23 protein-coding genes are annotated in these 24,274 nt (G+C 35.7%); 19 read left to right on the forward strand and 4 right to left on the reverse strand.

Going from position 1 to position 24,274, the window contains the following annotated elements:
• Positions 1-10 precede the first annotated feature (10 nt).
• The 10 genes from ACLBXA_RS14680 to ACLBXA_RS14725 all read left to right on the forward strand — a co-directional run bounded on the left by ACLBXA_RS14680 (position 11) and on the right by ACLBXA_RS14725 (position 10,592).
• Positions 11-1,378, forward strand: a complete 1,368-nt coding sequence (locus ACLBXA_RS14680; RefSeq protein ID WP_000028385.1) for an aldehyde dehydrogenase — start codon at positions 11-13, stop codon at positions 1,376-1,378.
• Positions 1,379-1,617: 239 nt separating this feature from the next.
• Entirely contained in the window at positions 1,618-2,601 is a 984-nt protein-coding gene (gene potA, locus ACLBXA_RS14685) for a spermidine/putrescine ABC transporter ATP-binding protein PotA (RefSeq protein WP_000720333.1), read from the forward strand.
• Positions 2,598-3,446: a spermidine/putrescine ABC transporter permease PotB gene (gene potB, locus ACLBXA_RS14690; protein ID WP_000715500.1), complete on the forward strand. Its 849-nt coding sequence runs from the start codon at positions 2,598-2,600 to the stop codon at positions 3,444-3,446. Before potA ends, potB begins: the two co-directional genes overlap by 4 nt.
• Positions 3,447-3,452: 6 nt before the next feature.
• Positions 3,453-4,253, forward strand: a complete 801-nt coding sequence (potC, locus tag ACLBXA_RS14695) for a spermidine/putrescine ABC transporter permease PotC (protein ID WP_000714192.1) — start codon at positions 3,453-3,455, stop codon at positions 4,251-4,253.
• A gap of 38 nt (positions 4,254-4,291) precedes the next feature.
• A complete protein-coding gene (gene potD / locus ACLBXA_RS14700) occupies positions 4,292-5,341 on the forward strand; it encodes a spermidine/putrescine ABC transporter substrate-binding protein PotD (protein ID WP_000772489.1) in 1,050 nt (349 codons plus the stop codon).
• A 59-nt stretch (positions 5,342-5,400) separates the two neighbouring features.
• Entirely contained in the window at positions 5,401-6,048 is a 648-nt protein-coding gene (locus tag ACLBXA_RS14705) for a phosphatase PAP2 family protein (protein ID WP_000727779.1), read from the forward strand.
• A 111-nt stretch (positions 6,049-6,159) separates the two neighbouring features.
• Positions 6,160-8,352: an MMPL family transporter gene (locus ACLBXA_RS14710; RefSeq protein ID WP_000856414.1), complete on the forward strand. Its 2,193-nt coding sequence runs from the start codon at positions 6,160-6,162 to the stop codon at positions 8,350-8,352.
• A 102-nt stretch (positions 8,353-8,454) separates the two neighbouring features.
• The gene (locus ACLBXA_RS14715; RefSeq protein ID WP_000490302.1) at positions 8,455-8,871 is read left to right on the forward strand and encodes a hypothetical protein; all 417 of its coding nucleotides are present in this window, start codon (positions 8,455-8,457) and stop codon (positions 8,869-8,871) included.
• Between the two features lie 100 nt (positions 8,872-8,971).
• On the forward strand, positions 8,972-9,895 hold the full coding sequence (locus ACLBXA_RS14720) for an RluA family pseudouridine synthase (RefSeq protein ID WP_000448345.1): 924 nt from the start codon (positions 8,972-8,974) through the stop codon (positions 9,893-9,895).
• A 91-nt stretch (positions 9,896-9,986) separates the two neighbouring features.
• Positions 9,987-10,592 (forward strand): DUF1648 domain-containing protein, encoded by a 606-nt coding sequence (locus ACLBXA_RS14725; protein WP_000599008.1) that lies wholly within the window; start codon positions 9,987-9,989, stop codon positions 10,590-10,592.
• A 40-nt stretch (positions 10,593-10,632) separates the two neighbouring features.
• Here the strand turns inward: ACLBXA_RS14725 and ACLBXA_RS14730 are convergent, their stop codons facing one another.
• The 4 genes from ACLBXA_RS14730 to ACLBXA_RS14745 form a co-directional block, all read right to left on the reverse strand.
• A complete protein-coding gene (locus tag ACLBXA_RS14730) occupies positions 10,633-11,445 on the reverse strand; it encodes a CAP domain-containing protein (protein WP_000747571.1) in 813 nt (270 codons plus the stop codon).
• A 454-nt stretch (positions 11,446-11,899) separates the two neighbouring features.
• Positions 11,900-13,228 carry a (Fe-S)-binding protein gene (locus ACLBXA_RS14735; RefSeq protein ID WP_000209615.1) on the reverse strand — a complete coding sequence of 443 codons (1,329 nt, stop codon included), beginning with the start codon at positions 13,226-13,228 and terminating at the stop codon, positions 11,900-11,902.
• Positions 13,225-14,637, reverse strand: coding sequence for a glycolate oxidase subunit GlcD (glcD, locus tag ACLBXA_RS14740; RefSeq protein ID WP_000890758.1), 1,413 nt, complete (start codon positions 14,635-14,637; stop codon positions 13,225-13,227). Before glcD ends, ACLBXA_RS14735 begins: the two co-directional genes overlap by 4 nt.
• Before the next feature lie 117 nt (positions 14,638-14,754).
• Positions 14,755-15,879, reverse strand: coding sequence for a CdaR family transcriptional regulator (locus ACLBXA_RS14745; RefSeq protein WP_447617303.1), 1,125 nt, complete (start codon positions 15,877-15,879; stop codon positions 14,755-14,757).
• A gap of 127 nt (positions 15,880-16,006) precedes the next feature.
• Here ACLBXA_RS14745 and ACLBXA_RS14750 point away from each other — a divergent pair, with 127 nt between their 5' ends.
• The 9 genes from ACLBXA_RS14750 to ACLBXA_RS14790 all read left to right on the forward strand — a co-directional run bounded on the left by ACLBXA_RS14750 (position 16,007) and on the right by ACLBXA_RS14790 (position 24,270).
• The gene (locus tag ACLBXA_RS14750) at positions 16,007-16,981 is read left to right on the forward strand and encodes a YncE family protein (protein ID WP_242297178.1); all 975 of its coding nucleotides are present in this window, start codon (positions 16,007-16,009) and stop codon (positions 16,979-16,981) included.
• Complete coding sequence (locus ACLBXA_RS14755; protein WP_001046396.1) at positions 16,974-17,645, forward strand: response regulator transcription factor; 672 nt, start codon at positions 16,974-16,976, stop codon at positions 17,643-17,645. The genes ACLBXA_RS14750 and ACLBXA_RS14755 overlap by 8 nt, the downstream gene beginning before the upstream one ends.
• A 3-nt stretch (positions 17,646-17,648) precedes the next feature.
• Complete coding sequence (locus ACLBXA_RS14760) at positions 17,649-19,049, forward strand: sensor histidine kinase (RefSeq protein WP_000494814.1); 1,401 nt, start codon at positions 17,649-17,651, stop codon at positions 19,047-19,049.
• A gap of 333 nt (positions 19,050-19,382) precedes the next feature.
• Positions 19,383-20,072, forward strand: a complete 690-nt coding sequence (locus tag ACLBXA_RS14765; RefSeq protein WP_254894088.1) for a FadR/GntR family transcriptional regulator — start codon at positions 19,383-19,385, stop codon at positions 20,070-20,072.
• Positions 20,073-20,240: 168 nt separating this feature from the next.
• Positions 20,241-20,960, forward strand: a complete 720-nt coding sequence (locus ACLBXA_RS14770; protein ID WP_000869152.1) for a (Fe-S)-binding protein — start codon at positions 20,241-20,243, stop codon at positions 20,958-20,960.
• Between the two features lie 16 nt (positions 20,961-20,976).
• On the forward strand, positions 20,977-22,398 hold the full coding sequence (locus ACLBXA_RS14775) for a LutB/LldF family L-lactate oxidation iron-sulfur protein (RefSeq protein WP_242297180.1): 1,422 nt from the start codon (positions 20,977-20,979) through the stop codon (positions 22,396-22,398).
• Positions 22,398-23,108: a LutC/YkgG family protein gene (locus ACLBXA_RS14780; RefSeq protein ID WP_000147194.1), complete on the forward strand. Its 711-nt coding sequence runs from the start codon at positions 22,398-22,400 to the stop codon at positions 23,106-23,108. The genes ACLBXA_RS14775 and ACLBXA_RS14780 overlap by 1 nt, the downstream gene beginning before the upstream one ends.
• Before the next feature lie 113 nt (positions 23,109-23,221).
• On the forward strand, positions 23,222-23,944 hold the full coding sequence (locus ACLBXA_RS14785; RefSeq protein ID WP_000495721.1) for a prepilin peptidase: 723 nt from the start codon (positions 23,222-23,224) through the stop codon (positions 23,942-23,944).
• A 14-nt stretch (positions 23,945-23,958) separates the two neighbouring features.
• Entirely contained in the window at positions 23,959-24,270 is a 312-nt protein-coding gene (locus ACLBXA_RS14790) for a cyclic-phosphate processing receiver domain-containing protein (protein WP_001103767.1), read from the forward strand.
• The last annotated feature ends 4 nt before the right edge of the window (positions 24,271-24,274 follow it).

A 24,274-nucleotide genomic window follows, 5' to 3' on the forward strand; every position in this document is an offset into this window, starting at 1 on the left:
AGGTGAGTGAATGAGTATTTCCTCTATTGTAAGTAGGCAAAAGGAATATTTTTTAAAAGGGCATACGAGAAGCATCGAAATGAGAAAGAATAATTTGAAGAGGCTTTATGAAGGCATTCAGCGTTTTGAAGAAGAAATATTTCAGGCATTGAAATTAGATTTAAATAAGTCAGTTCACGAGTCGTTTACAACGGAAGTTGGATATGTATTAAAAGAAATTTCTTTTCAATTGAAACATATGTCATCGTGGAGTAAACCAAAGCGAGTTCGAACAGCACTGACTCATTTTGGATCAAAAGGAAAAGTAGTGCCAGAACCGTATGGTGTTACGCTTATTATTGCACCGTGGAACTATCCGTTCCAATTAGCAATTGCACCACTTGTAGGAGCACTGGCAGCTGGAAATACAATCGTTTTAAAGCCGTCAGAGTTAACGCCAAGCGTTTCAAAAGTGCTTAAGAGAATGTTAGGTGAGTTATTCCCAGAAGAGCTTGTAGCGGTAGTAGAAGGTGGCGTTGAAGAGAGTACATCTTTGCTGAGGGAACCGATTGATTATATTTTCTTTACTGGTAGTGTTGGCGTTGGAAAAGTTGTAATGGAAGCAGCAGCGAAACAGTTGACGCCGCTTACGTTAGAACTTGGCGGGAAAAGTCCTTGTATTGTACATAAAGATGCAAAGATAGAGATGACAGCAAGAAGAATTGTTTGGGGTAAGTTTTTAAATGCAGGGCAGACGTGTGTAGCGCCTGATTATATGTACGTGCATTCTTCCGTGAAAGAAAAGCTAATTGAGGCAATGCGACATGAAATTACAGAGCAGTATAGTAAAGAACCTTTGCAAAATGAAAATTACGTGCGTATTGTAAGTGAGCGTCATTTTGAACGATTATGTCGATTTTTACAAGATGGTCAAGTCGTAATTGGTGGAAACTATAAGAAAGATACATTACATATTGAGCCGACAGTACTAGCGGATACTACATGGCAAGATGCTGTTATGGAAGATGAAATTTTTGGCCCGATTTTACCAATCATAGAGTACGACAATATAGAAGATGTAATTGGCACAATTCAGCAACATCCGAAGCCGTTAGCGTTATATGTATTTTCTGAAGATAAAGAAGTACAAAAGAAAGTGACGAGTAATATTTCATATGGTGGAGGCTGTATTAATGATGTTGTCTATCATCTTGCCACGCCATATTTACCTTTTGGGGGTGTTGGAAGTAGTGGATTAGGGGGTTATCATGGGAAAGAAAGTTTTCGGACTTTTTCACATTATAAAAGCATTTTAGCCCAATCTACAGCATTCGACATGAAAATTCGTTACTCTTCTACAAAAAGTGCTTTAAAATTCATACGAAAGTTGTTAAAATGATGATGGTGTTTATCAGTAGGCGCAGCCGTATGATAATAGCCCCTTCGCAATGGAAGGGGTTTTTCTGTTCGACGTTATGTATCATGCGAAAATGAATCAAACATACTACATAAAGAATAGAAACGAACGCTTGCTAAATAACCATTTTTGTTTGGATCGAAACAAAAAATAGTCTATAGAACATAAATATTTATTCATGAATATAAAAATTTAAAATTTAAGGTAGATAGGACGGGAAAATGAAAAAGATTATTAAAGTTGAAGCAGTTGAAAAACATTTTGGAAATCAAGTGATTATCCCACCTCTTTCTTTAGATATTAAAGAGGGAGAGTTTTTAACAATTTTAGGGCCGAGTGGCTGCGGGAAAACGACTTTACTTCGTATGATCGCAGGATTTGAAACTCCAACTAAAGGGAATCTTTTATTAGATGATGAAAGAATTAACGATTTACCGCCATATAAGCGTCATATGAACCTAGTGTTCCAACATTACGCACTATTCCCACATATGACAGTGGAGAAGAATATTTGTTTTGGTATGAAAATGCAGAAAGTATCAGCAGCAGAGCAGAAAGAGCGTGCTGAAGAGGCAATGCGTTTAACGCAGTTACTTGAGTTCCGTAATCGTAAACCTGCGAAGCTTTCTGGTGGACAACAGCAGCGTGTTGCAATTGCAAGAGCAATTGTAAATAATCCGCGTGTATTACTATTAGATGAGCCACTTGGAGCGCTTGACTTTAAGTTACGAAAAGACTTGCAACGTGAATTGAAAAACTTACAACGTAATTTAGGAATTACGTTCATATACGTAACGCACGATCAAGAAGAAGCAATGAGCATGAGCGATCGTATCGTGGTTATGAATAAAGGACATATCGAACAAATCGGAACGCCGAAAGAAATTTATAATAAGCCGAAAACGTTGTTCGTTGCGACATTCATCGGTGAAAATAATATTGTGAAAAACGGGGAAGGCTATGTAGCAATTCGCCCTGAAAATGTAAAAGTACGTTCGGTTGAAGAACCAATTTTAAAAGAATACCATCTTGGACATATTGAAGATATAGAGTTTGTCGGAAATATGGAGAAGCTTTATGTACGTGATGAGAAAACATCAGAATTACTAATGGCATATCAAACTGCTGAAGAGGCAGCGCAGTGGAGCATTGGAGATAATGTATATGTAGGCTGGGAGCAAGAGGACGAGGTGACCTTAAATTGAAAAAAGGGAAATTACTCGCACTACCTACAGTCGCGTGGTTATTAATTTTCTTCCTAATCCCGCTCGTATTCGTATTAGGATTCGCCTTCATGCAGCGCGGAGCTTACGGGACAGTAGAAATGCAATTTACGCTGGAGAATATATCCCGTGTGTTTGATCCATTGTACTTAGGGACATTATGGGAAACTGTTAAAATCGCAGTTATTACTACAGTAATATGTTTATTAATTGGTTATCCATTTGCGTATACAATTACAATTGTTGACCGCAAATATCGTTCTATTCTTTTATTATTGGCAACGATCCCGTTTTGGATTAACTTTCTTGTTCGTTCATACGCATGGATTGTTATTTTACGTTCACAAGGCCTTGTGAATACGTTGTTATTAAAGCTTGGTATTATTAGTGAACCGTTAAATTTATTATATAATACTCCTTCTGTAATACTCGGAATGGTCTATTCTTTATTACCATTTATGATCTTACCAGTGTATGCAGCAATTGAGCAGCTAGATAAGCGTAAGCTAGAAGCGGCTTATGATTTAGGAGCAACACCAATAAAGGCATTTTGGAATATAACAGTGCCGATGACAATGTCAGGAATTGCGACTGGTTCTATTTTAGTATTCGTTTCTTCTATCGGAATGTTTGTTGTATCAGACGTGATGGGCGGATCGAAAGTAGCATTAATCGGAAACGTTATTCAAAACCAATTCTTAGGTGCACGTGACTGGCCGTTTGGATCTGCGTTATCGATTATCGTTGTTCTATTCTCTGTTCTGTTAATTTACTTATATTATCGTGCAACGAAAGTATATAAATATAATGAGAACGGAGGGGAATAGGCAAAGATGAAGAAGTTTTTAGTTTCTTATTCTTGGTTAATTTTGTTATTCTTGTATTTTCCAATGATGGTTTTAATGGTCTATTCTTTCAACGACTCTCGCATTAATGCGGAGTGGGAAGGTTTTACATTCCATTGGTATACAGATTTATTTCAAAAACAAGATGTTATTGATGCATTTGTAAATAGTATTACGATTGCAGTTATAACAACGATTGTGACAACGGTACTTGGCGTATTCTTTGCGATTGCTTTACATCGTTATAAATATCGTTTCGAAGGGGCTATTAATGGCCTTGTATATTTACCAATTTTAATTCCTGATATTTTAATGGGATTATCTTTACTAATTCTTTTCAGTCAGTTAGGAATGGAACTTGGACAAACAACGATTATTATTGCACATATTACATTTAGTATTTCGTTTGTTGTTGTTATTTTAGCTGCGCGTCTTTCAAGTATGGGACGTGACTTAGAAGAAGCTGCAAATGATTTAGGAGCAACGCCTTGGCAAACGTTTCGTTATGTAACGTTCCCAGCAATTGCACCGGGAGTTATTTCGGCAGCATTATTAACATTCACATTATCAATTGATGATTTTGTAATTAGTTTCTTCGTATCAGGACCAGGATCAACAACATTGCCATTATACATTTACAGTATGGTTAAGCGCGGAGTATCACCAGAAATTAATGCTCTTTCTACAATTTTAATTGTTGCTATCGTAGGATTAATGGTTCTATCTGAAATCTTCCGTAACAAAGGTGCAGATGGTGAAGAAAACTCTGGAGGACACCTTCCTTTATAATACGAATGATATAGAAAGTACGAGGGGGTAATAAACCGATGAAATTAATGAAAAGAATAGCTGGCGCAGCAATTAGCTTTAGCCTTGTTGCTGGTGTACTTGCTGGTTGTGGTGAAAAAAAAGAAGAATTAAATATTTATAGCTGGGCTGACAATTTTGATGAGCAAGTGCTAAGAGATTTTGAAAAGAAATATAATGTGAAAATTAACTATGATAAGTACGCAAGTAACGAAGAAATGCTTGCGAAATTACAAGCTGGTGGCGCAAAGTATGATTTAATTCAGCCATCTGATTACATGGTTAAAACAATGGCGAAAATGGATTTATTAGCGCCGTTAGATAAAAAGAATATCCCAAATATCGAAAACATGGTTTCTAATTTCAAAACACCGGCGTTTGATCCAGAGAATAAATATTCTTTAGTGTACACTTGGGGTGTAACAGGGATTGCATACAATAAAAAGTATGTGAAAGAAGCACCTACAAGCTGGGCTGACTTATGGAATGAGAAATATAAAGGACATGTAACGTTACTAAACGATTCTCGTGAAGTATTAGGAATGGGTCTTAAGAAGCACGGTTTCTCAAACAGTACGAAAGAAGATGCAGAGTTAAAGACAGCAGCAGATGATTTAAAGAAGCTGCTTCCAAACTTATTAGCATTTGATACAGACAACATTAAACAAAAATTCATTACAGAAGATGCTTGGATCGGAACAGTTTGGTCTGGAGATGCAGCATTTATCGCAAAAGATAATAAAGATGTAGAATACGTTGTACCAAAAGAAGGCGGAACAATTTGGGCTGATACGTTAGCAATTCCAAAAGGTGCAAAACATAAAGAGCTTGCTGAGAAATTTATGAACTACTTACTAGATGAAAAAGTAAGTGTGAAAAACTACGAGTCAATTGGTTACAGTAATCCAAATGAAAAAGCTCATCCTCTTCATAGTAAAGAATACCGTGATAATCACATGATTTTCTTAACGAAAGAAGAGTTAGATCGTACAGAATGGCTTGTTGATGTAGATGATAAGTTAAAAGACTATGATCGTTACTGGACGGAGCTAAAAACAAAAGGTAAATAAGTAAGGAAATGCGGTTTCTAAAGTAGAAATCGCATTTTTTCATAGTAGGAGGAAATCGTTTGAAGAAGAAGTTACATCAATATGAGATAATGTGTATTGCTTTATTATTTGCTGTATTTGGTATTGTTGCTTGGCGCGTACATGCAGGTGGCGTTACCGTGATGGATACATATGTCCGTGGATTAGTAAAAGGGCTACAAACGGAGAGTTCCCTTACATTTTTCTCGTACTTTACAAAATTGGGATCAGCAATTGGGATAGTCGCTACGCTCGTTATAAGTTTGCTTGTTTTTTGGAAGAAGCGTTATTATGCTACGATGATTGTGTATCCACTGGGAATTTTAATAACACATCTTGTGAATAAAGGGATAAAAGAGATTGTACAGAGAGAACGTCCGTCATTAAATGAAGCGCTAGATGCACTTGGATATAGTTTTCCTAGTGGACATGCAATGCTATCAATTATGACATTTGGATTTCTTGCTTATATCATTGCTGCTAATTTGAAAAGCATAGCTGGGAAATGTGTCACAACGATTTTGATGGGCACAGTAATTCTATCGATTGGATTAAGTAGAGTCATTTTAAATGTACATTACCCAACTGATATTTTAGCTGGTTACTGCGTAGGTGGTATTTTGTTAGTTATCGCTATTTACTATCATCGTTTACTTACTGAGAGATTGGGGTTTAATAAAGAGAGATAGAAAAAACGCCTGGAAAAACTATCATTATAGTGTTCCTAGGCGTTTTTTGTTTGTATAAAGATATGATACAGTATAAGTGACAATTGAATTATTTAAAGTAGGTGAAAATGTGTGAAGACAAATGTTCATAAAGTTGATAAGTGGGGCAAGTTAGGAGCTTTTTTGTATCAATTTCGTTATACAGTAATTGTAGCGTTACTGTTGCTCGCAATCGCACTTGGGATTTTTGCTCCAAAGCTACCGGGAGTATTAGGTGGTGACGGTTTCCAAACGGAAGGCGACTATCAAAAAACAAAAGAAATTTTAGATAAAGATTTTAAGAGGTCTCAAGATACGCTTCTGCTCGTTTTTGAGAAAAATAAAGATGCTTCGCATGAGGAATTTAAAAAACGAATAGATGAAATTGTAAAGAATGTTCAAGAGAAAGAGAACTATGAATCTTTCCATCACCCAATCCAAAATAAAGAAATGCTACAAGGTGATATCGGTTATGCGACAATTTTATTTTCCGGGAAAACAAATAAAGAAAGAATGGAAAAGACATTACAATTTGCTGATGAGATTGAGAAAGAAAGTAATGTAGCATTAAAAGTAACACCTACAGGATTTCCGAAAATTAATCAAGAGATTAATGAAAGAACGCAAAATGATTTAAAAGTAGCAGAAATGATTGGATTACCAATTGCGTTTCTTGTATTACTATTTTCGTTTGGTAGCCTTTTGGCATCAATTTTACCGATTTTGAATGGGGCGCTTAGTGTTATTAGCACGATGGGTATATTGTATTTTATCGGTGTGGATAAAGAACTTTCTATTTTCGTGTTAAACGTTGCACCGATGATTGGACTTGCACTATCTATTGATTTTGCGCTATTATTTGTGAACCGTTTTCGAGAGGAAGTTGCTAAACGAACGGTAAAAGAAGCGATAGCAATTACATATCAGACGGCAGGACGTGCAATTGTATTTTCAGGATTATGCGTATTTGTTGGGTTGTCAGGTTTGTTTTTCTTTAAGATAGATTATATTCAATCTGTCGCGATTAGCGGAATGATTGTTGTGATTATGAGTATTTTATTCTCACTCACACTTCTTCCAGCGCTATTATCGTTAATAGGTAAAAGAATATTAAAAAAGAATCAAGTAGCACATACGCCGGCAAAAGCATGGCGTAAATTTGCACAATTTGTAATGAAACATCCAATCGCAATGATTATTGTTGTTACAACATTTATTGTTATTTGCTTATTGCCGTTACGTACAGCTAATTTGCAGTTCCCTGGTGTTGAAGCTTTACCTGAAAAGAGTGATACAAGGATTGCATATGAAAAGTATGAAGAAGCATTTAATGAAACTGTCAAAACACACGCTGATGTTATGTTAGTTGTAGAGACGAAAGAAGATATGAAAGAAAAAGAAAGTCTACAAAAGATAGAAGAAGTCGTTCAAAAGTTAAAAGATGATAAGAAAGTACATGAAGTAAGAAGTTTATACGACGGGTTAACTGGAATGAAAGCAGATCAAGTTGTTGGAATATTGCAGTCGCCAGAGTCAGCGAAACTAACTCCTGTATTTGAAGCATACACGAAAGGGAATAAGACGACGATAGAAGTCTTTTTGAAAACAAAACCACGTACAGAGACTGCAAAACAGTGGGTGCGTGACTTTAAAAAGAACTATAAAGAAACGGATGTTACGTATTATCTAGGCGGAATGACGACGTTTCAACAAGAATTAGAAGATGAAATTAAAGATAAAGTTGTAATTGGTATGTCTGTTATATTTGGATCGACCTTTGTTATATTATTATTTGCATTCCGATCTATACTCATTCCAATTAAGGCAATTATTATGAATATACTTAGTTTAAGTGCAACCATTGGAATTGTTGTTTGGTTATTTGAAGGTGGTCATTTCGGTTTAGAAGCGAGTCCGGTTCTGTTTGTCTTACCAATCTTCATTTTTGGCCTCGTATTTGGGCTTAGTATGGATTATGAAGTATTTCTTATTTCACGCATTCATGAGCTCTATGAAGAAACAGGAGATAACGATCAAGCAACGTTAGAAGGGCTCGTTTCAACAAGTAGAATCATTACATCAGCTGCTTTAATAATGATTGTTGTAACGGGTGCATTCGCATTTACTGATATTTTACCAGTAAAGCAGATGGGGCTTGGCGTCGCATTAGCAATATTTCTTGATGCAACAATTATTCGTCTTATGCTCGTACCAAGCTTAATGAAGTTATTTGGAGACTGGAACTGGTGGTTGCCATTTCGAAAAAAACGAGAAAAATCATCATAAAAAAATGCTCATCATATTGATGAGCATTTTTTTATGAATAGCAAGACCTACATTTTGCAAATAGTATGTGATAAGAACATTACATACAAGTAGGTGAAGGCAATGTTTCGTTATTTTAAGTTTAAGTTAAATGATACAGTACAGTTTGCAGAAAACGATGGGCATATGTATCGCATTGTCGGTTATCGGTTAGAAAAGGGATTTTATCCAAAAGATGAATGGACTCATATCATTTATGAACTACTTAGAGAATTTGACGGGTATACGATGGATGCAGAGGAGGAAGAACTTGTAAAGGTCGTTCAAGTAGAGGATGAGTATTACAAAATACAAGAAGTATCAGGTTATCGTTATCCAGTAAAAATGAAACAAAAACAACAAGTGATGAAAATAGAAAGGATGGACGATTTATTAGATGCTTACAATGATTATAAAAGGTTGGCAGATTTCTTTAAAGATTTATCGTATGAACAAAAAGCTGAAGAAGTATTGTTAGAAATGAAAAGGCTTAGAGCTTGAGGGGCAGTCTATTATAAGACTGTCCTCTATTTTTGACGGTGCATCAAAGTGTGTTTTCCGTTACAATGAGAGAATCAATAGAAATAAGGTGATAAATAGTATGGAAACAAAGAAAAAGGGCGAATGGTGTGAAATTACCGTTCCAGCTAAATGGAATGGTATAAGTATTGAATCGGTATTAAAAGTAGAATGGGAAATACCGAAAAAGCTATTACATCAGCTTCGTATGGAAAAAGGTGTTACGGTTAACGGGGAACAAAGAAGATGGAATGAGCTTTTAAAAGAGAACGATAAGTTACAAGTTCATATGTTTGCGGAGGAAGAGTACGGTGTAGATCCAGAATATGGTGAATTACATGTAGTATACGAAGATGATCACGTACTCATCGTAAATAAACTAGAGCAAATGGACACACATCCTGCTGAAAAAGGTGGAAACGGGACGCTTGCAAATCTTGTTGCTTTTCATTTTCAAATGCAAGGTTTAGAGACGAAGGTTCGTCATATTCATCGTTTAGATAAAGATACGACAGGTGGTGTCGTGTTTGCTAAGCATAGAATTGCTGGTGCAATTATGGATCGTTTATTAATGGAACGAAAAATTAAAAGAACGTACGCAGCGCTCGTTGAAGGGAAAGTAAAGAAGAAACAAGGAACGATTGATGCTGCTATCGGAAGGGATCGCCATCATGCTACAAGGCGTCGTATTTCTCCAAAAGGTGACCAAGCTATCACATATTATAAAGTAGAAAAGTATTTTAAGAAGCAAAACACGACTTTCGTAACGTTACAATTAGAAACGGGTAGAACGCATCAAATTCGTGTTCATATGAGTCATAATGGTAATCCACTAGTTGGGGATGTATTATATGGTGGGCAAACAAAATATATGTCCAGTCAAGCATTACATGCGATGAAGATAAATTTCTTGCATCCAATTACGAAAGAAGCGATTGAAGTTGATGTGCCGTTTCCTACAAAATTAAATAATAAAATAAAAGAATTTCAAAAAGAAAATGCGTAAAGTATAAGTTTTAATTTGAAAAAAGTAGATTTTTGCAGGGATTTCTCTAAAAGAAGCGAAGCCGTTAAGAGAAAAGAGAGGTGAGAATTACTTGATCAAATATAAGTATGTACTTGGAATATTTTTCGCTTGTCTTTTAGTTACTCTATGTCTTTACCCCTATTTACCAAATCGTATGGCAGTACATTGGAACGTAAATGGTGAGCCAAACGAGTTTATGAGTAAACAAGTTGTTGTAGCATTTATTCCTTGTTTTATTATTTTTTCATATGGATTTTTGTATATTATTTCACATAATATATTTAAGTTTAATCAAAGAGAGCATTGTATTATAGGTGGATTTATAAAGAAAATTACATTATTTATGTTGTTTATTCATATGCTTATTCTCTTGATTAATTTTGGAGATTTTATATTCTTTCAAACAGGATTAACGATTGGGATTAGTATGTTTCTTTTTATGCTGAGTAAAGAATTTAAGAAAATAAAAGGCAAAGAAAAAGATCCAATTAAATTACAAAAAATTCGTTTAGTAAGTAGACGGATTTTTCAAGTGATGGCATGTGGCATATTGTTTTCATTGTTTTTGAACTTAGAGTGGGGATTTTATATATTGCTTAGTGTAATAAGCTGTGGATCTATGTTGTTTATGTTCTATATTTTCTATTCATACATAATAGAAAGCTATGAAACTTGAAAAAGAGTCTTCTCATTATGAGAAGACTCTTTTAATCTATTTACTTTGTAATAAATTGTTGTGTCCAGTAGTTGCCGCTTTCTACATAACCAACACCGATGTGAGTGAAGCCGTTATTTAAGATGTTTGCACGGTGTCCAGCGCTGTTCATCCAAGCTTGTACTACTTCTTCAGGTGTACGTTGGCCTTGAGCGATGTTTTCACCTGCAGATGTATAAGAAATACCAAATTTCTTCATCATGTCAAACGGAGACCCGTATGTAGGGCTGTTATGATCAAAGTAGTTGTTTTTTTGCATGTCTTCAGACTTAATACGTGCTACTTTGCTTAATTCAGTATCGATTTTTAGTGCTGGTAAGCCTTGCTTTGTACGCTCAGCGTTTGTTAATTCAACAACACGTTGTTCGAACTCGCTTAAAGATTTTGCTTCTTCAGCAGGCTTTTGCTCAGCAGGTTTTTGCTCAGCAGGTTTTTGAGTATTGTTGTTTTCAGCAGGCTTTTGAGCTTCTGGTTTTTGAACTTCTTCAGCAGGCTTTTGCTCGGCAGGCTTTTGAGTTTCTGGCTTAGCTGTTGGTTGCTCAGTTACAACATTTTCAGTAGGTTGTTGACCAGGAATAATGCAATTTGGTTGGAAGTTTCCTTGTTGCCATTGCGCTAATGACTCAACGCCCATAGATTGTAAGAATGCTTGTAATTCTTGTTGGTTCATTTGTTTCATCATTACTTTTGAATGCTGAATATTTTGAACCTTAATGTTAGATGGTTGTACTGTTGCAGCTTGTGCATCTAGAGAAGATACTCCTAAAGTAAGAGCTGTTGCAGCAGCTACAGATAATAAAACACGCTTTTTCATGATGTGTGTCCCCCTATATAAAGTTTTAATTTGTTTTCACACGATTTGTTTTTGACAGCCTGTCTGACTGACAAATTCATCGTAGCATACAATTTGCGAGAAAAAAGATGGAAAAAAATTCATAGACTTTAAAATTACCTAATTTATCCTAAGAGAAGAAGTGAGCAAAAATAAGAGAAATATAGAGTATAAAAGGAATTTATAGTGTTTTTATACTTGATTTTAAGAGGGGTTTTTGGATAAATTTACCTAAAGAGAAAATAAAGAATCCTATTGTATCAATGGTTTGAGCGATTTTTTGAGGAATATAATGGATTGATTTTTACAAAACTGTAATGTTTCTGTTGTTCTTTTTTATAATAAAGTAACATATTTTTAATGTTGTAGCAGACAAAAAAGCGGCTATCTCTTTACATAGACGAAGGAGATAGCCGTTTTCCTATTATTACGTATGTTACGAGTTAGTTTCAATTGCTTCTAATAATAAATCTACAATGTGAATTCCTCTCATTTTATGAGAAAGCCCTTCTCGCTCAATTCCTAATTTCATTTGTAATAAACAACCTGGATTTGCAGTAACAATGGTTGCTGCGTCTGTTTCATGCACACGGTCCATTTTGTAATCTAGAAATTCCATTGATAACTCTGAATGAACAATATTGTAAATACCAGCAGAGCCACAGCAGCGGTCCGCATCTTTCATTTCACGATATGTTGCACCTTGGATAGCCTCTAGTAACATACGAGGTTCAGAAGCTGTGCGCATAACATTGCGTAAATGACAAGAGTCTTGATACGTAATAATTTGCTGCGTGAGTCGTAAATCAGTTCGCTTATGGAAGTCTAGTTCTACTAGTATAGCAGTAATATCTTTAATCTTAGAAACAAACTGCTTAGCACGTTCAGCCCACTCTGGATCATCCTTTAAAAGATAATCATAGTCTACGAGGTAAGCTCCGCAACCACCTGCATTCGTAATAATATAGTCGATGTTTAAATCTTCGAATGCCTTTATATTTCGCTTTGCTAATTCTTTTGCTCCACTCTTTTCACCAGCATGTCCATGCAATGCACCGCAGCAACTTTGTGTTTTCGGAATAACGATATCACAACCAGCTAATTGAAGAAGTTTCATCGTTGCGTTATTTGTTTCTAAAAACATAGTATCCATTAAGCAGCCTGTGAAGAATGCAACTTGTTTTTTCTTTGTACTTTCTGCAGGTAAAAATGAAGGACGATCTTTCATTGCTTTCATTTTTGGCACTTTTGGCAAAATGAGATCCATCGTTGCAAGTGTTTCAGGGAATAACTTCATAATACCTGTTTTATGTGTTAGTGTTTGTAAACCAGAACGTTGATAAAATCCAATTAGTCCTGTTAATGTTCTCATTCGATTTTGATGGGGGAACAATCCTTCAAAAACGACTTTTCGAACAGCTTTCACTGGCATTGAGAATTTTTTATTTTGATTAATAATATCACGAGCTTCTTCTAATAAATGTCCATAATTTACACCAGATGGACAAACAGGCTCACAAGCACGGCAACCAAGACAAACGTTTAATGTATTTTCAACATCTTCATCTGGTTCGATTAAACCATCAACGATAGCTTTCATTAATGCGATACGTCCGCGCGGTGAATGTGACTCTTTATATCCGGATTGAATGTAGGTAGGACAAGTAGGTAAACAAAAACCGCATCGCATACAGTTTAGTAATTCATCTTCACTTAATCGTTCTTTAAATTCTTTTTGAATATTTTCTTTATTTAATGTGGTCATCGCTCAACCACCACTCTTTTTCGAGTGTCTTTCGCGAACATTTTTCCAGGATTCATAATGTTATTTGGATCGAAAGCTTGCTTTATTCCTTGCATAGCTGCAATACCTTCTTTACCTAATTTCATTTCTAAATATGGAGCTTTCATCGCACCAACACCATGTTCACCAGTAATTGTGCCACCAAGTTCAATTGCTTTCGTAAATATTTCAGCAAAAGCTTGTTCAGCTCGGTGCATTTCTTCTGCATTACGAGCGTCTGTCATACAAGTTGGATGTAAGTTACCGTCACCAGCGTGTCCAAACGTACAAATAGGAATATTATATTTTTTTGCAATGGCATTAATAGCTTCAACCATCGGAGCGATTTGTGAACGTGGTACAGTTGCATCTTCTAATATTGTAGTAGGTTTTAATCGTGCGAGCGCTGATAGTGCACTACGGCGAGCGGTACGAAGTGCATCTGCTTCCGTTTCATCTTTTGCAATGCGAACATCAACTGCATTCATAGAGCGGCAAACGTTAGCCATGTTTTCAATATCTCGATTGACTACTTCGGGCGGGCCGTCTTGTTCGATTAATAAAATTGCTTTTACATCTGTAGGTAAACCGATTTGTGCAAACTCTTCTACTACTTCAATTGTCGGTTGGTCTAAAAATTCCAGAGTTGCTGGAATAATTTTATTTGCAATAATAGAAGAAACAGCACGTGCAGCTTCATTAATATCTTCATAGAGTGCAAGCATTGTTTTCTTTGTTTCAGGCATAGGAACAAGTTTTAATATCGCTTCTGTTACCACGCCAAGTGTTCCTTCAGAGCCGATAAATAAACGAGTTAAATCGTAACCAGCTACATCTTTTGCTAATTTGCCGCCAGTACGAATAATATCACCATTTGGTAAGACAAGTTCAAGCCCCATTACATAATCACGTGTTACGCCATATTTCAAGCCGCGTAACCCACCTGAATTTTCATTAATATTGCCGCCGATTGTAGAAATCTTCATCGAACTTGGATCTGGCGGATAAAATAAACCTTTTTCTTCTACTGCTTTAATAATATCAAGTGTAATGACACCAGCTTGTACAGTAATTGTTAAGTTTTCTTCATCAATTTCTAAAATATTGTTCATATGGCGGAAAATAAGGACGATACCGCCTTCAAGTGGACATGTTCCTGCGCAAAGATTTGTTCCAGACCCACGAACATACACAGGAATTTTGTGAGTGTTACATACCTTTAACACTTCAGCTACTTCATTTGTATTACGTGGAGCAATGACTGCATCAGGCATTGCTTGGAAGTTTGGAGTGGCATCATAACTATAAGTTAAACGCCCCATATTGGATGTATCTACATTATCTTCGCCAACAATAGATACGAATGAATGAATAATTTGCTTTTCTAACATTGGAAATCCCCCTCAAACTGTTAACGTGTTTAGTTATAATAAACAACGTGGTAACAGTGCTTTCATTATAATGATAAAAAAGTAAAGGGATTCTTTCTATGTGTAATCATCTAAAGATTAATCTGTTTTATCGTTCTTTTTTGTATGATTATCTAATAGGAGGAGTGCGAAGTATAAAACGTTTAAGTCTTTGAATTGTTTTGGATCAAGTCCTGTATGCTCTTCAATCTTTTTTAGCCTGTAATGTAATGTGTTAATGTGTATATGTAATTGTTTAGCTGTCTGTTTATAAGATTGGTTATAATCGATAAATAAGCGTAAGGTGTGCATAAGCTCAGGAGATGATAGTAAGTTTTCGATGGTACGCTCTAGAAATTGTTCACGCGTTTCGGCAGAAATATCTTGTAAACACATTTCTAAACGTAAATCTTCATTAAATACAATTTGTTTCGTTTCCAATGATACAGAAAGAGCACGTAATGCTTGTTCGTAAGATATGTTCATATTGTTTGGGGTAACTGTTTGTCCAATCCCGATATATAAAGGAATAGAAAATAAAGCTTCGCAGTCTTGTTTTAATCGTTTTAAAAATTGGTATGTTTGCTCGTTGGAGCTCATCGCTGTAAATAAAATAAAACGATCATTTCCCCACCGAACAAATAGATGCTCTTTTGTTAATATATTGCGTATATGTTGCCATATTTTACGCTGGAGCATCGTGTCATTTTTTCCAATAGAAAACAAAATAAGTTGTTTCTTCTTATATAAATCAATGCCAAGTGTTTTGGCGCGATCGAGAAAACTTGGAGACCATGCTGTATTTTGAAGCCAATCAAAGACGAAAGCTTCATAAGAACGGTGCTCAAGTTCTAGTTGCTCTAAAAAGTAGTTTTCATGAATTAATAACTCGGTCATCTTACGCAATATTTCTCCATAGCGTGAAATATTTTCAGGTTCTCCTGTAATTCCAATAACACCAATTACTTCGTCATGAAATAATAAAGGAAGATTCATTCCAGCCTTTACACCTTGCAACTGCCTTTCATCTTCTGTTGTAATGATGACAGTTTTCTTTTGGTTAGCGCAGCGGAGTGCACCTTCATGAAATTGACCAATTCTTTCTGTATCTGTACTTGCAATAATAACGCCTTGTATATTAATAATAATAATATTCTCTGTAATTAGTCTGCGTACTTCTTGTACAATTTTATTCGCTAAATCAGGAAATAGCATAATTGACACACCTCAAATTCTATTTGTTGTACATTATATATGTAAATTGAGTAAGAAAGGAAAATTTCACACTTTCCACACATTTATTTGTTATTTTACAATTATAACGAAATCATCCGAAGATGGAGGGAATCTTTTGAGAAAGTATGTTTTTCTTCTCTGTTTTTTATTTCTATTAGTAGGGTGTCAAGGAAGTTCATATACACCAATTGCTAAAGATAAAAATGTTATTATAACAACGAATATAAAAGAAGGAAGCATTAGTTTTATTGATAAAAAAAATAAAAAGTTAATCACGACATGGGAACTAAATGAGCCAATGGCCGGAATCACACTGCTTCCAAACGGTGAGGAAATCCTTGTATACGGTAAGCAATTAGAATATATGTATGTATATTCATTGGCGGAAGGAAGGCAAGTGGAAAAATATAAAACTGGAAAGGGCATTGTAAATGTGATCGTATCAGAAGATAAAAAGCAATTATTTGCTGCCGATCAAAATGTTCAAAAGGTAAGGTTCTTTACGATAAATGGGAAAGAGACAGGAAATGTTTCAACAGGAAAAGGTCCTATAACGATGGTAGAGTATCATAATCGGTTATCTGTACTAAACTTTTATGATACGAAACTAACGACAATTGATACGAAGAAAAAAGAAGTTGTTCAATCCTTTATGATTCCGCCAGCATCAACCGGAGCAACGATTAGTCCTGATGGGAAAGAAATATGGATTGGCGGACATGGTGATGGAAATCAAGTAAATGAGAAAGTGTTAGTGTATTCTTTACAGGGGGGAGAAATGGTGCGCTCTTTACACGCTCCATTTATGCCTGTGAATATAACGAAGGATAGTAAGTACGTATATGCACTAAGTCATGGTTCGAACACACTTAGAAAGTTTGATATTAGCACATATAAAGAAATAGCTTCTGTAGAAGTAGGATCGAATCCATTTGCATTTTTGGAGAGCGGAGCAGAAGGATATGTAGCAAGTTATGATAGTGATGAAGTGTGCGTTATGGATATGAAGAATTTGAAAATAAAACAAACAATTAAAGTCGGAAAAGGACCGTTTCAACTCATAGAGAGGGAAGGGAAGGATAATGAATAAATATAGAGTGCTAGTTGTAGATGATGAAAGTGATATGAGGCAGCTTGTTGGAATGTATTTGGACAACTTCGGATATGAGTGGGGAGAAGCTGAAAATGGAAAAGAGGCTCTTAAAAAACTAGAAACAGATCATTATGATTTCGTTGTATTAGATATTATGATGCCAGAAATGGATGGACTTTCAGTTTGTAAAGAAATTAGAAAAACGTCAGATGTGCCGATTATATTTTTAACCGCAAAAGGTGAAGAGTGGAATAGGGTGAACGGCTTACGTATGGGAGCGGATGATTATATTGTAAAACCGTTTAGTCCTGGTGAATTGGTTGCCCGTATGGAAGCTGTGTTAAGAAGATATACAAAGCAAGAACAGCAAGAAGAGATTCAATTTGGACCAATTCTTATCAATGAAAAAAGTAGACGAATAGAGGCGGATGGTGAGCCGATTTCTCTTACAGTAAAAGAGTTTGATTTACTATATTTTCTTTGTCAGCATACAGGACAAGTATTTAGCCGGGAACAATTACTTGAAAAGGTATGGGGATATGATTATGCGGGAAGTACAAGAACAGTAGATACGCACGTGAAAACGATGCGCTTGAAGCTTGGAGAAAGTGGAAACTACATTCAAACTGTTTGGGGTGTAGGCTATAAATTCGAGGTGTAACGTATGTTTACGATGGTACAAAAACTTTGGCTTACAGTAGTGTGTGCAGTATGTGTAACAGTGTCCTTTCTTTATTTCGTATCTTTATACTCATATGAAAAACTATACGTTGATAATTTAAAAGGTTCATTAGTAATGGAAGGGAAAAATCTTGCTGCTCAGTATGATAAGCGCGAAGGAATATCAATTTTTGAAGAGAAAGTAAGATCATTTGATCAAATATCTAGTTCAGACGTTCTTTTCGTGTCTAATCCGCGTGATTTAAGTGCATGTTTACCTTTTGATGTGCATCATCATTCTCTTATAAGTGAAGGAGATAGGCAAACGCTATTAGATGGGAAAACTGTGACAAAGATAGGATATGAAGAACATTTTGAACGTAATATTATGGGGGTTGTCATCCCTGTATTGGAAAATAAAAAATTAGTCGGAATTGTATATTCTTATATTCCTTTAAAAAGTATAAAAGACTTAATATATGATATGGGTCTTATTTTAGCACCACTAGCAATTGCGATGATTTTAATTACGATATGGGTTGGAAGAAAAATTATAATTGCAATAACGAAGCCGCTTTCGCAAATGGAGCGGGTTGCAAACCATTTGGCTACGGGAGATTTCTCGGAGCGGATTACCGTTTCTTCAGAGGATGAAATTGGACGACTAGGAAAAGCATTTAATAAAATGGCAAATTCATTGGAAACAGAAGATGTAAAGCGTAAGGAATTTTTAGCAAATGTTTCGCATGAACTTAGAACACCACTTAGTTATATAAAAGGGTATAGCGAGGCTATTTTAGATGGCGTTGCAAAGGGACCACAGCAGGAAAAAGTAACGCAGCTAATTCATAAAGAAGCAGGTCGTATGCAGCGTCTCGTTCATGACTTGTTAGACTTAGCGCAATTAGAAGGTGAGCACTTTCCGTTAAAGAAGCAACCTATCGTTTTTTCACAGCTGATTGAAGACGTATTAGATACGTATGAGATTAAGTTTATAGAAAAGGAAATTCATATTTCAACCAATTTAAATCCAGAGGTCATTGTCATGATTGATGAGGATCGTATGCAACAGGTGCTTCATAATGTGTTAGATAATGCGATACGGTATACAAATCAAAATGGAAATATCGTTATAACTTTAGAGCAAATCGATGATTACTGTGAATTAAAAATAAAAGATACAGGAATTGGCATTGATATAGAGCATTTAGAAAATCTTGGCGAGCGCTTTTACCGAGTTGATAAAGCGAGAAGTCGTCAACATGGTGGAACAGGTTTAGGCCTTGCTATTGTGAGACAAATTGTTCATATACATGGTGGACAGTGGAAAATTAAAAGTGAAAAAGATAAGGGAACAACGGTTATTATTAAACTGAATGTACAGGATGAGGTGGGCATGTTCTAATTTTTAGGACATGTTCTTTATATTGAAGGGAATATTTATCTCGCTATTTGCCGGGCAGTAAGCCCCCCACCTCAAAATTCAGCGGAAGCAAAGAATTTAGGTGGGGGGATGAAAAAAAAAACTACTGATTAAAGTTTCACTTTATACGTAAAAATATAAATTAATATGTAATAAATATCGGAAATTTGACTATTTTATGAACAAAACATTTGTACTTCTTATCAATTCGGTCTAAAATAGTTATGATGCAAAGTTCTTATAAATCGTTTCAATTGTTGTTTGGAAGATACTGAGGTGATTTAACTGGAGTACAAATCTATTAAACCGAAAAAAATTTACGAAGAAGTATCTGAAGCTATTTTAACAATGATTAAAAATGGTACGTTAAAACCTGGTGACAAACTACTCCCTGTGCATCAATTAGCTGAGCAGTTTCAAGTTGGCAGATCTGCTGTTCGTGAAGCGCTAAGTGCGCTAAGAGCGATGGGCTTAATTGAGATGAAACAAGGAGAAGGTACATATGTGAAGAACTTCGATTCTTCTTCATTAACAAAATCATTAAACAATAGATTATTAATGAAGAAAGAAGATATTTTGAATTTATTAGAAGTACGAAAGGTGCTTGAAGTGGGGGCAGTTCGAGTAGCGGCGGCAAAACGTACGGAAGATAATTTACAAAATATGAAACATTGGTTAGATGAAATGGCAAAGAGCATTGGAGATGAAAAGGCTGGCGAAAAAGCTGATTTTCAATTTCATATGGGAATTGCAGAGTCTTCGCATAATAACATTTTGCTTGAACTCATGAATCATGTTTCAGAGATGATTGCTGAAACAATTGGTGAATCAAGACGCATTATTTTATATGGTGAACAAACGACATCAGAACGACTTATAGAAGAGCATCAAGTTATATATGATGCGGTGTTAAAACAAGATGTAGAATTAGCGCAGAAAGCAATGCTAGATCATTTAACAAATGTAGAACATATTGTCACAGGTAAAAACGATATAAATTCGTAATTTAATCTTTTAAAAATTTAATTTTCTGATAAAATAGAGAAAGATTAAGTAAGCGTTTTCTTTAGGAGAGGGAGAGGATAGGCCATGGTTGAGCCTATTTCTTCTCTACTCAGTCATCTGATGACCATATGTTTGTTGGCGAAGTTGTAAAAAGGGGGAGTAATAGTTATGAAAGTTACTTTATTTGTTACTTGTTTAGTCGATATGTTTGAAACAAATGTCGGTAAAGCAACAGTTGAAGTGTTGGAGCGTTTAGGTTGTGAAATTGAATTTCCAGAAGCACAAGTTTGTTGTGGTCAGCCTGCTTATAATAGCGGCCATGTAGAAGCAGCAAAAGAAGCGATGAAACATATGATTGAAACTTTTGAAGATGCAGAATATATTGTTACACCATCTGGCTCGTGTGCGACAATGTTTCATGAGTATCCGCATGTTTTCAAAGATGATCCAAAGTGGGCTAAACGTGCACAAAAAGTTGCTGATAAAACTTATGAATTTACACAGTTTATTGTAGATGTTTTAAAAGTTACAGATGTTGGTGCAAGTTTATCAGGGATAGCTACTATTCATAAATCATGTCATATGACACGTATGCTCGGAGTAAAAGAAGCACCAGGGATTTTATTATCAAATGTAAAAGGATTAACTGTGAGAGATTTGCCAAACGTGCAAAATTGTTGTGGGTTTGGGGGAACGTTTTCAGTTAAGATGACTCCAATCTCTGAGCAAATGGTAGATGAAAAAGTAGATAGTGTAATGGAAACAGGTGCAGATTATTTAATCGGTGCAGATTGTGGGTGTTTGTTAAACATTGGCGGACGTATTGAGCGTTTAGGAAAAGAAGTAAAAGTAATGCATATTGCTGAGGTACTGAATAGTCGCTCATGAAGGGGGAACATAAGCTATGTCTATGAAAATCAGTGAGAAAAAATTTAATGATCGCGTTGGTGATGGAATTCAAGATTCGTTTATGCGCGGAGCAGTATCTTCGGCACAAACGCGCTTATATACGAATCGCTTAAAAGCCGCAGATGAATTAGGAAACTGGGAAGAGTGGCGTGAACTAGGTGAACAAATCCGTCAACATACGTTAGAAAATCTTGATTATTACTTAATGCAGTTAAGTGAAAATGTATCAAAAAGAGGCGGACACGTGTACTTTGCGAAGACGAAAGAGGAAGCAGCAAAGTATATTCAAGACGTCGCCAAAAAGAAACAAGCGAAAAAAGTAGTAAAATCAAAGTCGATGGTAACAGAAGAAATCAGTATGAACCATGCGCTTGAAGAGATTGGCTGTGAAGTGTTAGAGAGTGATTTAGGAGAGTATATCTTGCAAGTAGATAACGATCCACCTTCACATATTATTGCACCTGCACTTCATAAAAATAGAACGCAAATTCGCGATGTATTTAAAGAAAAGCTAGGCTATGAAAATTCTGATGACCCGTATGAAATGACAAAGTTTGTTCGTAAACAACTTCGTGAGAAATTTATGGATGCAGAAATTGGTGTAACTGGTTGTAACTTTGCTGTTGCAAATACGGGCTCCCTTTGTTTAGTAACGAATGAAGGTAATGCAGATCTTGTTATGTCAATTCCGAAAACACAAATTGCAGTAATGGGTATGGAACGTATGGTTCCGACAATGGAAGAATTAGATGTTTTAGTTGGTTTACTATGTCGTAGTGCAGTAGGTCAAAAATTAACAAGTTATGTAACAGTAGCAGGACCAATTCAAGAAGAGGAAGTTGATGGACCTGAAGAATTCCATTTAGTTGTTGTTGATAATGGTCGCTCTCAAATTCTTGGATCTGAATTCCGTTCAGTATTACAATGTATTCGTTGCGCTGCTTGTGTTAACGTATGTCCTGTATATCGTCACGTTGGTGGACATTCATATGGATCGATTTATTCAGGACCAATCGGCGCGGTATTAACACCGCTTCTAGGTGGATATGATGATTATAAAGAGCTTCCTTATGCATCTAGTTTATGCGGAGCATGTACAGAAGCTTGTCCAGTAAAAATTCCATTGCATGATTTATTATTAAAACATCGTCAAGTCATCGTTGAGCAAGAAGGTCGTGCACCACTTGCAGAAAAACTAGCGATGAAAATGTTTAGTATGGGTGCTTCTTCAGCTGCTTTATATAAAATGGGTTCAAAAATGGCACCAGCGGCAATGAGTCCATTTACATCTGGTAATCGTGTATCAAAAGGTATTGGGCCACTTAAAAACTGGACGGATATTCGTGAATTCCCAGCTCCAAGAAAAGAACGATTCCGTGATTGGTATAAAGATCATAAGAAAGGCGGGGATAAATAATGACAGGATTAATTCAAAACCGTGATGCCTTTCTAGATAACATTGCAAAAGAACTTGGGCGCGCGCGTAAAACAGAAGGTGTAGAGCGTCCAGTATGGAAAAGTAATGTGAATATAGAAACGTTAAAAGATTATTCACAAGAAGAATTACTAGAAGTGTTTAAAAATCAATGTACAAACATTCATACAACTGTAGTAGAAACGACAAATGAACGTTTACGTGAAGACCTTCAACAAGTAATCATGGAAAACGGCGGAGGACCTATTTTATTATCAGCGGATGAGCGTTTTGATGCATATGGTTTAACATCTTTATTTAAAGAAGAACTTCCAAAGCGAGACGTTGAAGTAAACGTATGGGATCCAGAGAGAAAAGACGGAAATATGCGTTTAGCTGAAAAAGCGAATATTGGTATTGCATTTAGTGATTATACATTAGCTGAATCTGGTACAATTGTTGTACAAAGTCATAAAGGACAAGGACGTTCTTTACATTTTTTACCAACTGTATATTTAGCTATTATTCCACGTGAAACACTTGTGCCTCGTATTACACAAGCAGTTCAGGATATGAACTCACGTGTAGAAGATGGCGAGACAGCGGCATCTTGTATTAACTTTATTACAGGACCAAGTAACTCGGCTGACATTGAGATGAATCTTGTTGTCGGAGTACATGGACCATTAAAAGCAATATATTTCATCGTATAAAAGAGGGGAAAGCAGGCCAGAAAATGGCCTGCTTTTTTAGTAGAATAATGGATAATATGAAGTAGAAGTTCTCTCCTTTTTTTGCTATGTTTTTTGGGAAAGGAGAGGAAGGGATGTTCACTTATTTATATGCACTGTTAGCAGGGATGGTGTTTGGTTCATTTTTTATGTTAGTTGCGATGAGGGTTCCATTAGGGGAGTCTATCATTACCCCGCGTTCACATTGTCATTATTGTAAATATGTGCTAAGGCCAAAAGAACTAATCCCCATCATTTCATTTTATATACAAAGAGGCTGTTGTACGAATTGTAAGAGGCAAATTCCGATTATGTATGTAGCATTTGAATGTATAACAGGAAGTATATTTCTTCTTACCGTGTATATGATTGGAATAGAACGAGAGCTTATTATCATTTTATCCCTTTTTTCGCTACTTCTTATTATTTCACTTACAGATTACTTATATATGTTAATTCCTGATTGTATTTTAATTTCATTTGCCGTTTTACTCATTCTCGAAAGTGTTTTTGTACAATTAGTTACTTGGACAGATAGTATAGTTGGTAGTGGTGTTATATTCATTTTGTTATATTGCATGCAAAAGATATATCCAGAAGGGCTTGGCGGTGGAGATATAAAACTACTTTCGTTGCTTGGGTTTATAGTAGGAGTGAAGGGAGTTTTTATCATTTTATTTTTAGCATCTTGTTTTAGTCTTTGTTTTTTCGGGATTGGGATCGTATTAAAGCGTATAGAAGTACGAAAGCCCATTCCATTTGGTCCTTTTATTAGCCTTGGGGCAATATGTTATGTATTGGTCGCATATTCAAAGTAGAGAGGGAATAGAAAATGAACGTATATATGGATGATCAAAGAAGTTGTCCGTTCGGGTATGTGCCGGCAACTACAGTAGAATGTACCTTACAAATGGTTCGGGATTATGGTGTGAATATTCTTTCCCTTGATTTTAATATGGGATGGGGAGAAAAAAGTGGACTAGATTTTGTAGAAGCCTTTTGTACAGAAGGGTTATATGTAAATGAAATTCACCTTCATACGAATGATATCATCGGTATGCATAAGATGAAACAAAGATTGGATAAGGGAAAGGAAGAAGGAGAAATTAATCCTTACCTTGTTGTTAAATATGTGGGAAGCTAAAAAC

The organism is Bacillus sp. D48C, assembly GCF_053345735.1.